Origin of the sequence: Bacillus cereus group sp. BfR-BA-01380 (assembly GCF_022663535.1) — a bacterium.
Taxonomy (GTDB): domain Bacteria; phylum Bacillota; class Bacilli; order Bacillales; family Bacillaceae_G; genus Bacillus_A; species Bacillus_A cereus_BB.
Map to the genome: position 1 here is coordinate 1 of NZ_JAKUFS010000028.1, position 13347 is coordinate 13347.

Genomic DNA, 13347 nt, shown 5'->3' on the forward strand with positions numbered 1-13347 from the left:
TTTGTATTAACAAACTTACATTACTGCTTTTAGAAGCTCTTGTACGAATGGAAGGATTCCACCTAAGAATTTTAAAACTGCCATTGCGATTGCCATTTTATTTCCTCCTCTACTCTATATATCAATTCATCTTTGCTATACAGATTTTTTGTATTAATAAATTTACATTACTGCTTTTAGAAGTTCTGCTACTAATGGAAGGATTCCACCTAAGAATTTTAAAACTGCCATTGCGATTGCCATATGATTTCCTCCTCTACTATATATCAATTTATTTCGCTATAAAGATTGTTTTGTATTAACAAACTTACATTACTGCTTTTAGAAGCTCTTGTACGAATGGAATGATTCCACCTAAGAATTTTAAAACTGCCATTGCGATTGCCATTTGACTTCCTCCTCTTTTTTGTTGTTAAGATGTGATTCATCTTTATACTCTTATTATAGTAAGCGCTTACATTTTTATCAATACATTTTAATATGCAATATTACATATTAAAATGTATTTAAATTCTCTTCCTTGTTTTATTTGGTCATAGAGAGGTATCATCAGTATTTTTTTTTAAAACACGCTAAGGGCCAGTACTAGTATTGTTGTAACTAGAGGAACAATGGTGAACTTGTATGGATGAAAAGCAAATTTACGTTTTGGATAAATATAAATCAGCTGCTACACTCAAGATGCTTAACAATTAAGTCTCTTCGCCCGAAAAAAGCCGATTTTCCCCAAGTTAAGGAAGAATCAGCTTTCATTCGCAATCACACTTAAAACCATAAAGGTAAAAAATAAAAACAATACTATTTCAAAACTTCCAATACCGTTTGCTTCAAGATTTGTACGCCATCTAATATACAAGATCGTTCAAACGTCATGTGAGGATGGTGTAACCCTGGTTTTAAATTTGCTCCTAATCCTAACATAACTGCTTTTAAATGAGGCTTTTTCACCGTATAATAATGAAAATCATCACTTCCCGCTGTGCGAAGCGGTGCGGTGCAGCCCTCTACTCCATATGTTTGCAGAATCCCTTTACGAAGGAACTGTTCCGCTTCTTCTGATACCACCGCTCCAGGTACATAATCGACCCAGTCATAAGAAATCTTTACACCCATTGATTCTGCTGATTGAATAACGTGTTCGATCTTCTTCTTTAACTCTTCCAGCAATCCATTGTTTTCTGCCCGTACATCTAAAGCAAAATGAGCGTTCCCCGGAATGATATTTAAACTTTCACCGCCAGCTTGGCACCTCGTCATTTTAACGGAATAAGAATATTGCGGCGAAAACCATATATTTTTTAATCCCATATTAATCATCGTAACGACATCAATTGCGTTCGTACCTTGATGTGGCCGTGCACCATGAGCGTCCGTTCCAACTATGTGAGCTTCTAAAAAATCAGCAGCCCCGTGCCGGATAGATGGTGCCGCTTGCTTCAATGACAATTCCTCTATTGGTCGTAAGTGAATACCAAATAGGAAATCGACGTCATCCACAACACCTTTCTCCACCATTTTCAGAGCTCCGCTTCCCTTTTCTTCTGCAGGCTGGAAAATAAATCGAACTGTTCCTGTTTTCCAATCCGCCTGTTTTAACTGTAAAATGAGCCCCATCACAATCGTCATATGCGCATCATGACCGCATGAATGATTTGCTTTAAACTCTCCATCTACTTCTTGCCATAATGCGTCCATATCACCGCGAACCGCGACAACTGGTTTCCCGCTCCCCATTTCTGCGATTACACCAGGACAATCATCAAACGTTTTACAAGAAACGCCTTCTTCATCTAAAAACTTCGTAATATAGGCAGTCGTATTATATTCTTTCCAGCTCACTTCAGGATTCTCATGTAAATGTTGAAAAATCTCGCTTAACCGATCCTGCAAATCTATTTTTTTCACCGTTGTGCTCTCCCTTCTCACATCGCAGCCATTTATTCATAACAATCATGTTTCCCAAAAACATATTCAATATTCTTGTAAATGTCAAGAAACAAACACTGATAATTCACAATTATCCACACGTTTCTTTTGAAATATAATATGAGAAAACACCGGAAGAAAAAATCACATCAGCTATCTCAAATTCATAAAAACACTGTAAACAGAAAGGGGCCTTTTCAATGAAAATTACAGCTATTCAAAGTTGCCCCATTATCTTTGCATCACGCCGAGCAACTCTTATCCGTACAAGATGATGTCATTGAAGCACTAGAAAACAAAGAAAACTTGCAGCCTCTTACATTAGATGAATTTTAAAATATATTAAACGGAAATGGTTTCATGATCGGTACATTTGTAGACGAACAACTCATTGCCTTTCGGGCACTCTTAGTTCCACCGCTTGATGAAGAGCATTTAGGATTGGATATTGGCTTAACAGCTGAAGAATTAGAACGGGTCATCTATCAAGAAGTCTCAAATGTTCATCCAACTTACCAAGGAAACGGGCTTCAAAAAATATTAGCGAAAGTGATTATGGAGCAATTAAAACAGTCTGATCACAACTATGAGTATGTTTGCTGCACCGTTGCGCCGTTTAATATTCCTAGTTTAAATGACAAATTTGCACAAGGGATGGAAGTTGCTGCGCTGAAAGAAAAATATAGCGATCGATTGCAATATGTGTTTGTGAAAGAGTTGCAGAATGAAAGACAGAAAGAATGGGTGAATATAGAAAAGCTTCTCATGAGTGATATCGCTAGGCAGCAAAGGTTGCTGATGGAAGGGTATCGTGGGTATGAGATGGAGTTTTGTGATGGGGAGTATTGGGTTTGGGTTTGGAAATAGGGCAATAGCTACTACTTCCTGATACTTGACTGATTTTACAATTTTGTTCATTTGGCTTGAATTAGGGAAGAACTAAGCATTTGATAAACGAATAGAACAAATGCTTAATTCAGCGTGTCAGAGATTAAATTGTACAACAGTTGAGCTGTTGAGCAGCGCATAAAAAAGACCTCAACCAAGAATCGATTGAGGTCGAAATATTAGTAAACTAAGTCATTTTTTAATCCTTATTAAATTGTATTTGAATAATAGCGTTATTCCTAAGTTCATTAGAAAATGCACAACAAATGGTACTAAAATATTGTTTGTTTCAAAATATATCCAACCAAAAGTCAAACTTGGAACACTTATATTTATTAGCATTATAGGCTTTTTGAAGTATTGAATATGAAAACCTAAGAATAATAAGGTAGTTGTTATAATTGCAATCCATTGGTTCTCTATAAATATGAAAAGCAAATTTTGAATAATTCCTCTAAACAAAAGTTCTTCAAATAACGCTCCTAAAAACATAAAGGCAAAAATACTTAACAGTGAATAGTTTTGATAACTCTTGTTTGTATCGTCAATGTATTTCGAGGGAATGTAAAGCGTTAAAATTACACCAAATAAAAGTAGAGCAAACGAAGCAATAAATATATTCATTATCATTCTGATTGGTTTATCGAATGATAGGACATTTTGAATTGTGAGTACATCATGAACCATAAGAATAAAAATGACAGCCATGCAAATGAATGTAAAGGAAGAGAATACTAAAACAGCATCTTTGGGGTTGAAATCCTTTTTTGTTTTCTCGGTTTTGTCTTTCATATTTTTCATATCTTACCTTCTTTCTTGTAACCTTAGAATAATCAAAATACCTTATATTACCATAGTATCAGAAGGTATAATATCTACAAATAATTATTTAAAAGCAACAATATTTTAGAAAATAGCTAAAAGAAAAAGAGAGCACTTTCGCTCCCTCCTTTCTATAACTTCGAGCAGTTCCTTAAATAATACTGATAAAATAATTCATCGGACCAACCCATTCGATGCTTTAGCTCAGTTAAATATGCTAATAGAATAAAGGGACCATCTGAATTTAGCTCAAAAGAAACTCCTCTTTCTTGTAGATCATTTGCTAACGGAGTGATCATTTCCATATTTCCACTACGATAAATTTCCTCACCAGCAGTAGAAACTTCCTTCGCAAATTTTAATAGACCTCTTTCATGCAATTTCGCTTTTTGTGACTCATAAATACCATACGCACAGCTGAATAGTACATCGATGTCCTTCACCGTAAGTGTTTCTTTCCCAATAAATAAATTTTGTGTTTCTGTTTCGAACATCCGAATAATTGGAATGTCCTCCTTTTTTTCCTTCAAAGCATGCAAAATACTCATGTAATACCATGATTGGTCACGTTTTCCACGATTAAAACGTGACCATACTTGATCGTCTTCTTTTTCTACGTCCTCTTGAATAGACCGTAAGTTATGTAATTTATCTACGATGATTAAAGTAATCTCTTCATTCGAACGGTGCGTGAGAGATAGAATAGTATGTTTTTTTCGCTCTTCCCATGACAATGATTTATCTGGTTCTGAAGCCGCCTGAACCAACCTCAACACTTCTTCGCCAAAATGCTCACACAACTCAGCCTCGGTTGTATTCGTATCTTCTAAAGTGTCGTGCAATAACCCTGCAGCAATCACTTCATCACGCTGCCTTGTTTTCTGTAAAATGAGTGCTACTCCAAATGGATGTATAATGTACGGAATGTTCGTGCCTTTACGCATTTGGCCTTCGTGCTTAATAGCAGCAAACTGCGTCGCTTTCTCAATTAATCTGCTCATTCACTTATCTCCTTTCCATTTATTTATATTCATAACATAAACACCGCTCAGAATAAAATCTTCCGAGCGGTGTTTCCTTCTCCAGCCATATGTTAATTTGCATTTTTTAATCACTAAAGCCCTTCGACTTGACGGGAACCTTCTTCTACAGTTAACACTTCTTTAACTCGGACACGCCCATCCCATGAGAAGTTTGTCCACATTCTTAACAATGTTTCTACTGGACCTCTACTAAATCTTCTCAAGTAATAGTGGCTGGCAACCGCCTGAACGGCATAAATTGCAATCGCTAAAATAATACTCAAAATCATGCCCATCTTACCAAATTGCCCAAGACCATATCCATAAAAAATGGATGTACAAATAACCGTTTGCATTAAATAGTTCGTCAGCGACAGTTTTCCGATATTTTCAAAGACTCCTGTAAACACCCGTTTAGGTGATTTTGTATAAAAATAGGCAAAAAGAAAAATATACCCAAGTGACAACAAATTCTTTCCGAGCATATCACTTACACCTACCCAATCATTTTCAGGCGCTAAGTAAGGCATCAGCTTTAAAACAAGACCGATTGGGATGAATAAAAAAATCCCTTTCACATACAACGAGCGTTCCTTTATCGGATTCGCAAACCAATTTACCTTTGCCGCATACATCCCGAATAAAAATAATGGCGCAGACATAAATGGTAAAAACAAGAAAATAAATAAATAAAACACATCTGGCAAATCTAACGGATCTTCATTCAGTCGATGATCTTTAATTTCTACATAACTTCCACTTCCATAAACCTTCTTCGTTTTTTCAATATAATGGGACATCTTTTCTTTTTCCTTGGCCGTCTTTTCCATATGTCCATATCCCATGAGTGAAGTGAGGACTAATAAAATAATTCCCCAAACTATCAATGTTTTTTTCTTACGGTTTAAAAATAGCAATAGAAACAAACCCATCAATCCGTAAAAGGAAAGAATGTCTCCTTCCCATAAAAAATGGCCGTGTAACAATCCAAGAGCAAAAAGAAATAAAAAGCGTCTCACAAAATAACGTTTTACTTTTACCCCTTTTCGTTCAAGACTTTCCTTCATTTTGATCATTGAATAACCAAATAAAAATGTAAAAATAGGCATGAAACTACCTTCTATTAGAACTTTTACAGCTTTATAAGCTCCTAGATCTGCCGCAGATAACGAATAGAAATTAATTTCATCCTTACCAAATATTCCGTACTGAAAAATCAACATATTAGCCAATAATATGCCCAATAAGCTAAATCCCCTTATACCGTCAACTGTATAAACCCGATATTTATCCATTTTTTATCCCCTTACATGTTTTTGCTACTTTTAATTTACAATTTTAACCTTTCTATTAACGAAACAAGAGATTACCATTTCATAAACCTTTTTTACTTCCGTTCAAGTTCTCGTAATGTTCGTATGCTAATATAGTTATCGAGGTGGATAAGAATGGAAAACAAAAGTATTTTGCTTGTAGACGATGAAAAAGCTATTGTAAAAATGATTGAAATGGTGTTAAGAAAAGAAGGATTCAACCATATCTATACTGCACATACAGCTACAGATGCTTTAGCAATTCTAGAAAAAAATTCAATTGATATGATTGTACTAGATGTTATGCTTCCTGATTATAGTGGATTTGAATTATGCCCAAAAATCCGTGCAATTTCCAATGCTTATATTTTATTCTTAACAGCTAAAGTATCGGATCTTGACGTCTTGACTGGATTTGCAATCGGCGGAGATGATTACGTCACAAAGCCATTTAACCCACTTGAGATTGCTGCGAGAATTAAAGCGCATTTTCGTAGAACTTCATCCGTAGAAATTTCACGAATCCTTAACAAGAAGAAGCAATATAACTTCGGAAGGTTTTTAGTAGATGAAGACAAAGGAGAATTATTTGTGGACGGTCAACCAGTTTCTTGTCCGACCCAAGTATATTTACTTTTATTGTATTTGTGTAAACATCCAAACAAAGTATTCTCAAAATCTGAACTTCTAGAAGCCGTTTGGGGATTTACCCATTACGTAGATGATAATACCGTATCTGTCCATGTAAGACGAATTCGAGAGCGCATTGAAGAAGATCCAAGTCAACCGCAATTTTTATTAACGGTCCGTGGCCTCGGATACAAACTGCTTCAGGAGAAATAATATGAAACCATTACGCAGAAGGTTATTTTTTCACTTTTCTCTTCAATTTATTACGTTATCAATTGGGATGATTTTATTAGTTTTTGCTCTGTTTTTTTTATTTGTTCAACAAATTAGTGGCCAAGAATTAAGACGAAACTTTCAAGACGGAATACTAGATTGTATTACGACCGATACGATAATCGAAAATGGCAAGGCGAAAATTGATAAGAAATGGGAAAAATTGCTTCGTGAAAGACAAATGTGGGCACAAATTGTCAATAATCAAGGACATGTGATTACATCAAGTAATGCGCCTTCCTCCCTGCCTAAATACTATTCTGTAGGCGACATTTTAGAAATAAAAAAAACGAAACATTTTAGTGAATTTACCGTTTTAACTAAAGTTGATAATACATATAAAAAAGACCACATTTTTATGGTTGGATATAAAGATAAGCAACAGGATATTTTGAAAGAGTTTGTTAAAACTTACAGCTTACAAGGTCAGATTTCTGAAACAAATAAAGCTGAACTTGAAGAACAGCTCAAAAAAATAAACGGCACACTTCATATTATTAACAAACAAGGGGATATTATCGAGAATATCGGAAAGCCAATGGATCTAAAAAAATACGATACTTTAGATATTGTTTCAAGAGAAACAGCACCTGGCATTCATTCAACAAAGATGTCTGTTTATAGTGATCCTTCTTCCGATAAGATTTGGATTTTACATACACCAAAAAAGAAAGATAAAAATCAAACACTGTCTATCATGGAAGAATATCTTATTGGTTTTGGTATCGTAGGTGCCATCGTGTTGTTAATAACGATTACCCTTTCTTCTTGGAATGGTTTTCGTTATGGCAGACCACTATTTCTTTTTACAAGTTGGTTGGAAAGAATGGAGAAAGGCAATTATGGTGAGGTATTAACCGAAAAAGAAAGAAAAAAAATCTATCGCAAAAACGGTAAAGTAAGAATGCGTTACCGTTTGTATAAAGAAGTTATCAATGCTTTCTACAAAATGGCGGAAAAACTAGATACATCGGTAAAAGAACGAGCGAAGCTGGAAAAAACACGGGAAGAATGGATGACCGGTATTTCTCATGACCTTCGTACCCCTCTGTCTTCCATCCAAGGATATGGACATTTATTAGAAAGTGGGCATTATGATTGGTCAGCCGAAGAACTAGAAGAAATAGGAAAAACGATTCGTGAAAAAGGAGATTACATGCTTCACCTAATTGAAGATTTTTCACTTACCTTCCAGCTTAAAAATAATGACCTCCTTCTTTCTAAAGAAACATATCAATTGAATGGTCTTCTTGAAATAATTTTCGATAAATTTTCCGATGATCGAACATTGCAAGACTATTGCTTTCACTTTAAACCTATTCATAAACAAGTAGAAATTGAGGCAGATAGAAAATGGTTTGAGCGAATGATGGATAACTTGATCTTTAATGCCATTAAACATAATCCTAGCGGAACAACTATCACCATTGGAGCCTATGAATCGCCAAAGGGGCTACAAATCTGTATTGAAGATAACGGTGTTGGCATGGATGAAGAAACACTGGGACAGTTATTTGAACGCTATTACCGTGGAACAAACACCGATGAACAAGTAGAAGGAGTCGGCCTTGGCATGAGTATCGCCAAGCAAATCGCTATCCTCCATGGAGCTACATTAGAAGTACAATCTGAAATTGGAAAGGGAACAAAAGTGAATATATACTTATCAAAAGCTTCCTCGTTATAATGAGGAAGCTTTTCTTTATATATAACAGCTTATAACACGGGCGTATTATAAAGTTCTTTTATTATCAAATAAAGTGTTCACCAAAATTAACCTCTAACAAATCCACCTGCTCCAGCTTTTTCCTTATTGTCCTTTTGCTCGACCTTATAACGATCTCCACCTACAAATAAGGAAACAAGCAAGCCAATAATACCAGCTATTATGGCCAATATAAAACCACGGTGCAATGCGGTTTCTAATGCCCCTCTCAGGAATTCCACTAACTGAGGAGGAATCTGTGTATGATGTTGCATCAAGATTTCTGGTTTTGCTAATTTTTCAATCTGATCAGCCGGCATTCTAGAAGATGCCGCAAAATCCACCATCTTTTCTTTTAAATCATTGTTCACAATAGTTGCTGTAATCGCAGCCCCCATCACACCACCAATACTTCTCCAAAATCCCACAACTGATGACGCAATCCCCATGTATTTCATATCAACAGATTGAGCGACAGCATTTTGTGCGACACTCATAAGTGGGCCAAGAACAATCAGCCCCATTGTGATCATGACGAGTGTCACTGTCAATTTTGCGGTTTCATGTGTGATGGTACTGAGCATGTAAGCTTCAAAGATTCCAACCGCCATAGAAATGACCATAATGGTACGAAAAGGAACTTTCGTACAAAGGAAACCACCTAAAATCGCACCAATCATAATCGGAAACATCATTGGTGTTAACACACTATTTGAATTCTCGTTCCCAATAACAGCTACTGAAAGAATGGGCAAATACGTAATCGCAGAGAACATAATCGCTCCCTGACAAAATACAATAATACTTGTGCCAAGCACCATTTTATTTTTAAAAATGGAAAGAGGTAAAATCGGTTCACTGGCCTTTCTTTCCACTAATATAAACAACACAATCGATATAGCAGCTGCACTAAACATTCCAATAATTTGAACGGAGTCCCAGGCATAATCCTTCCCGCCCCATTCTAAACCAAGAAGAAGTAAAACAGTTGAAGCAATTAATAAAATCGTTCCAAGATAATCCACCTTTGGTTTATGTTCTGATTTAGATTCCTGTAAAGAAAACAACAAAGTAATAATTGATAAAATGCCAAAAGGTACATTTACATAAAAGCACCATCTCCACCCTAACCAAGAGGCTTCAGAAATCCAAGTGCCGATTTGCGGTCCAAGAACTGAGGATATACCAAATATCCCAGCAAACACACCAGACATTTTCGCAGCTTGCTTAGGATCTGTAGAAATTGAATAAATAATTGTGAATGAAATCGGAAAAATAGCTCCTGAACCTATCCCTTGAATAACACGATACAAAATTAACTGGTCTATATTTTGAGCAGTTCCTCCCAATGCCGAGCCAACTAAAAATAAACTAATCCCAAGTAAATAAAATAATTTCCTCCCAAATAAATCGCTCATTTTCCCAAATACGAGCATCGTACTTGTTGCCGCAAGCATATAAGCCGTAAAAACCCAGCTCATTTTATCAAACCCACCAATATCCTTAATGACTTGACTAATACTCGCAGAAATAATGGTGTTATCCAGAGATGACATAAACAGTCCTAATGCCATGGCTACGATCACAAAGGGCATTCTTTTGTTATTTTCCATTATGCTCTCCCTTCATTCCCCATTTTTTCAATCCTATCCACTCAAATAGAATAACACTTTCACATTGAATAACAACAAAATTTGGAAGTGTTTTTTTGACAAAAAACTACTTCGTTTGTAACAACACCCATGCTTGGATCTAAAATTACACAACACTAGTGTTAATTTATGAATGATTCAAGACTAATACATCCCTTGTTTCATTTTTTTTCGTAATAATACTCCCTAAGAGCCAGAGTACAACAACCCAAGTAAGTAAATATATGAGCTGTCCTTTAAATTCCAATATGTTATTCCCTTTTTCTATTCCTTGAGCCAACGTCATGTATGATTTTTGCGGTAAAATGTTACAAATCGTATTTAAAACTTTATTTTCCCCTGTAAAAGAAATATAACAGCCCGATAATACACAAGTTATGACATAAATTCCGCTGGCCACTACAGAGTAGTTACGTTCAATCATTGTTGCAATGAATAAAGCTAATGCCGTTGAGAGGGCACAAAGAATTCCAATTAATATCACCAACATCCCATAACTAAATCCGATATCTACCTTAAAAGCAACCTTTGTGATAACCACCTTTTGGGCTAAAATCCTATTAAAATTATTTTTAGATAAGTCTGCTATTATTGAGGAATTAACAACTATCTTTTTTGAATCTCTTATTAAAATGTATACATTAAAATAAAAACAGATGGTACGAAAAATCTTTTATAGATTTTTCGTACCATCTGTTTTATTCCTTCATTATTATTTCTACTTTTTTCAACAGGCTCTTTCTTATCAGTTTGAAATAAAGAGAAATATGACGTAACACACTATATAAGATGCAAAGAATATCAAAGGTAGTTTAACCCCTTTAATAGTTAATAATACTCCTAAGCCATGGTTGAGAACATTCCCTATTACCATAGCAACCGACACCATAGCTGACAGTAAGGCTAATATTAAAAAGATATATTCCATATCAAATTCCTCCTTAATAACTTTTAGTTAACTTTATTTTATATACAAAAAGTTAAATTTAAGGAGGCATTAAGTTTAAAATTAGGTTAAAATATCCTTTTATTTATATTTATAAATAAGGATACTTGTTCCATGCTCTAAATCCGTAACCTCAATATTCAAATTCATTTGTTCTATCATCAAATAGACAATAGATAAACCAATACCTTCACCTTGATTCGTTGATGAATTTTCAAAACCAGGTCCGTGATCAATTATTGCGATAAATTCCCTACCATCTTTTTTCCCGGTTTCTACTTTCAAATATTTCCCTTGGCAAGCATGTCTTTTAACATTTTGAAATAAGTTATTTAAAATTCTCAGCATCCAAATTTCATCAATATCCCATTTAAATGAGTGTGATAGATCTATATCAATCTCAAATTCTAATTCTTCGAACAGTGGATACCAATCAATCAACGATTTTCTTATAATCGGGATCACATTTGTGCTTGCAATATTTATGGGAAGTCGCCCTTCACTAAGTACAGTGTATGAAGAAAGATTGTCGATTAACTCTCCTAGAAAAGCAACTTTATTAATAATTACTTCTATCGATTCCTTCCCCTCTTGTTCTTGTTTTAAATCTTGTAATTTATGAGCATGTCCTCTTATAATTGATAAAGGTGTTTTTAAATCATGCGAAAGGCTAGCTATTAACTTCTTCCGTATAAGCTTCTCTTTCTCTTCTTTTTCATAACTCCTATTTAAATCATCAACCATAAAGTTAAACGATTCCTCTAAATCCCCTATTTCATCCTTCTTACTAACTACCATTTTTGAAGGAATTAATTTATCTTTATTTTTTTCCATATGCTTTTGCATCTTTATTAATCTATTACTGATTTTCCTGAAAAATAACCAAGTTATATAAACAAATAATCCCCAAATTGTTAATAAAAAAAGATACCAAAAAGATGAGTATCTACCTTTTAACACTTCCCACTTTGTTCCAATATTTTCGTGAGGTACTTGCAAGATGACATATCCACTCTTATCAGCACCTCGTAAATAAGAAAAATAATTATAAGAATTATCTTTTTCATTATTTTGTATGAAGTCTATTATGTCCATTGCGCTCCAAGTTTTATCCACATTTTCTTCAGTCGTGTAAATAATATCACCCGTATCACTAATCCAATATATCCTTTGACCTGAAAACCTTCCAAATCCTTCGAATTTCCGTATAATCTCATTAGAATTTTTTGACTCGAGACCCATTAAATTTTCTTCCCAGCGCTGTTTCATCTGTTCTTCACTAATAAATTCTTCGTTAGAAAAACTCCCTAAGACATTCACGAAAACATAATACGAAAAATTAACTCCAAAGTAGGATATTGGAAAAAATAAAATTGATAACAAGATAACAATAATATATTTTGTTGATAGTTTCATAATTTAATTCTATATCCTAATCCACGAATCGTTTCTACAATTTTTGGCTTTTTAGGATTCTTCTCTATCTTTTCTCTAAGATATTTAATATGTACATTCACTACCTTATCACCTTCCATATAAGTATCTTTCCAAACATAGTTATAAATTTGTTCTTTTGTTAAAATCTGATTGTTATTCTTCAGTAAATAAGATAGTATGCGGTATTGAATCCCAGTAAGTGAAATTTCTTCATTCGTCTCACTATTTATAATTTGATTAGCATTCAAGTCAATTTTTAAATGCTTCACATTATACATATACTCAAAAACTTTTTCATATCTCTTTAATAACTTCTCAATTCTAATTATTAATTCTCTTGGATCAAAAGGTTTCGTCATATAATCATCGGCATTTTCTAACCCATTTATCTTATCCTCTATAGTACTAAGAGCAGTTAAATATATAATAGGGATATTATTAGTTAACTCTCTAATCCGCCCACCAATTGTAAATCCATCTAACCCAGGCAACATAACATCTAATATAATTAGATCTACACTTTCTAAGTGGTCTTGAAAATTATTCCCCGACTTCAACCATTTTACTTCGTATCCTTTTTGGTTAAGAGCATGAAATACAAGGTTACCTATTTCTTGATCGTCTTCTATATAAAGCAGCCTGTTCATTTTAAGAACCTCCAACACTAAATTTATCATTCTTGTTGCAACCAAAGAATGATATCATCATCCGATTCATTCAACTTTGTCACTTA

Annotated in this window: 10 protein-coding genes and 1 pseudogene; 3 read left to right on the forward strand and 8 right to left on the reverse strand. The window is 34.4% G+C overall.

Features of this window, described 5'->3' with window-relative positions; genetic code table 11:
* Nucleotides 1-798 precede the first annotated feature (798 nt).
* A complete protein-coding gene (locus MR076_RS20800) occupies nt 799-1905 on the reverse strand; it encodes a M20 peptidase aminoacylase family protein (RefSeq protein WP_242223837.1) in 1107 nt (368 codons plus the stop codon).
* 237 nt (nt 1906-2142) lie between these two features.
* On the opposite strand from MR076_RS20800, the pseudogene MR076_RS20805 reads away from it, so the two are divergent.
* Nucleotides 2143-2793 (forward strand): annotated as a pseudogene (locus MR076_RS20805) (N-acetyltransferase); the annotation flags it as partial.
* Between the two features lie 213 nt (nt 2794-3006).
* On the opposite strand, the gene MR076_RS20810 reads toward MR076_RS20805, so the two are convergent.
* From MR076_RS20810 to MR076_RS20820, 3 genes are all read right to left on the reverse strand, one after another.
* Entirely contained in the window at nt 3007-3615 is a 609-nt protein-coding gene (locus tag MR076_RS20810; RefSeq protein WP_242223844.1) for a CPBP family intramembrane glutamic endopeptidase, read from the reverse strand.
* A 152-nt stretch (nt 3616-3767) separates the two neighbouring features.
* Complete coding sequence (locus MR076_RS20815; RefSeq protein ID WP_242223846.1) at nt 3768-4637, reverse strand: HD domain-containing protein; 870 nt, start codon at nt 4635-4637, stop codon at nt 3768-3770.
* A 113-nt stretch (nt 4638-4750) separates the two neighbouring features.
* Nucleotides 4751-5953 carry a DUF418 domain-containing protein gene (locus MR076_RS20820; RefSeq protein WP_242223848.1) on the reverse strand — a complete coding sequence of 401 codons (1203 nt, stop codon included), beginning with the start codon at nt 5951-5953 and terminating at the stop codon, nt 4751-4753.
* 153 nt (nt 5954-6106) lie between these two features.
* Between MR076_RS20820 and MR076_RS20825 the strand changes: the two genes are divergently transcribed.
* The gene (locus tag MR076_RS20825; RefSeq protein ID WP_242223850.1) at nt 6107-6814 is read left to right on the forward strand and encodes a response regulator transcription factor; all 708 of its coding nucleotides are present in this window, start codon (nt 6107-6109) and stop codon (nt 6812-6814) included.
* Between the two features lie 67 nt (nt 6815-6881).
* Complete coding sequence (locus MR076_RS20830) at nt 6882-8561, forward strand: sensor histidine kinase (RefSeq protein ID WP_242223852.1); 1680 nt, start codon at nt 6882-6884, stop codon at nt 8559-8561.
* 86 nt (nt 8562-8647) lie between these two features.
* On the opposite strand, the gene MR076_RS20835 is transcribed toward MR076_RS20830, so the two are convergent.
* The 4 genes from MR076_RS20835 to MR076_RS20850 all read right to left on the reverse strand — a co-directional run bounded on the left by MR076_RS20835 (nt 8648) and on the right by MR076_RS20850 (nt 13261).
* A complete protein-coding gene (locus MR076_RS20835; RefSeq protein WP_242223854.1) occupies nt 8648-10192 on the reverse strand; it encodes an MFS transporter in 1545 nt (514 codons plus the stop codon).
* A gap of 166 nt (nt 10193-10358) precedes the next feature.
* Nucleotides 10359-10772 carry an ABC transporter permease gene (locus MR076_RS20840; protein ID WP_242223856.1) on the reverse strand — a complete coding sequence of 138 codons (414 nt, stop codon included), beginning with the start codon at nt 10770-10772 and terminating at the stop codon, nt 10359-10361.
* 486 nt (nt 10773-11258) lie between these two features.
* Nucleotides 11259-12593, reverse strand: a complete 1335-nt coding sequence (locus MR076_RS20845) for a HAMP domain-containing sensor histidine kinase (protein WP_242223858.1) — start codon at nt 12591-12593, stop codon at nt 11259-11261.
* A complete protein-coding gene (locus MR076_RS20850) occupies nt 12590-13261 on the reverse strand; it encodes a response regulator transcription factor (RefSeq protein ID WP_242223860.1) in 672 nt (223 codons plus the stop codon). The genes MR076_RS20845 and MR076_RS20850 overlap by 4 nt, the downstream gene beginning before the upstream one ends.
* Nucleotides 13262-13347: the final 86 nt, after the last annotated feature.

Excerpts from the sequence above, each read along its gene's own strand:
- MR076_RS20810 (WP_242223844.1), bottom strand. The coding sequence starts at position 3,615 with ATGAAAAATATGAAAGACAAAACCGAGAAAACAAAAAAGGATTTCAAC.
- MR076_RS20815 (WP_242223846.1), bottom strand. The coding sequence starts at position 4,637 with ATGAGCAGATTAATTGAGAAAGCGACGCAGTTTGCTGCTATTAAGCAC.
- MR076_RS20820 (WP_242223848.1), bottom strand. The coding sequence starts at position 5,953 with ATGGATAAATATCGGGTTTATACAGTTGACGGTATAAGGGGATTTAGC.
- MR076_RS20825 (WP_242223850.1), top strand. The coding sequence starts at position 6,107 with ATGGAAAACAAAAGTATTTTGCTTGTAGACGATGAAAAAGCTATTGTA.
- MR076_RS20830 (WP_242223852.1), top strand. The coding sequence starts at position 6,882 with ATGATTTTATTAGTTTTTGCTCTGTTTTTTTTATTTGTTCAACAAATT.
- MR076_RS20835 (WP_242223854.1), bottom strand. The coding sequence starts at position 10,192 with ATGGAAAATAACAAAAGAATGCCCTTTGTGATCGTAGCCATGGCATTA.
- MR076_RS20845 (WP_242223858.1), bottom strand. The coding sequence starts at position 12,593 with ATGAAACTATCAACAAAATATATTATTGTTATCTTGTTATCAATTTTA.
- MR076_RS20850 (WP_242223860.1), bottom strand. The coding sequence starts at position 13,261 with ATGAACAGGCTGCTTTATATAGAAGACGATCAAGAAATAGGTAACCTT.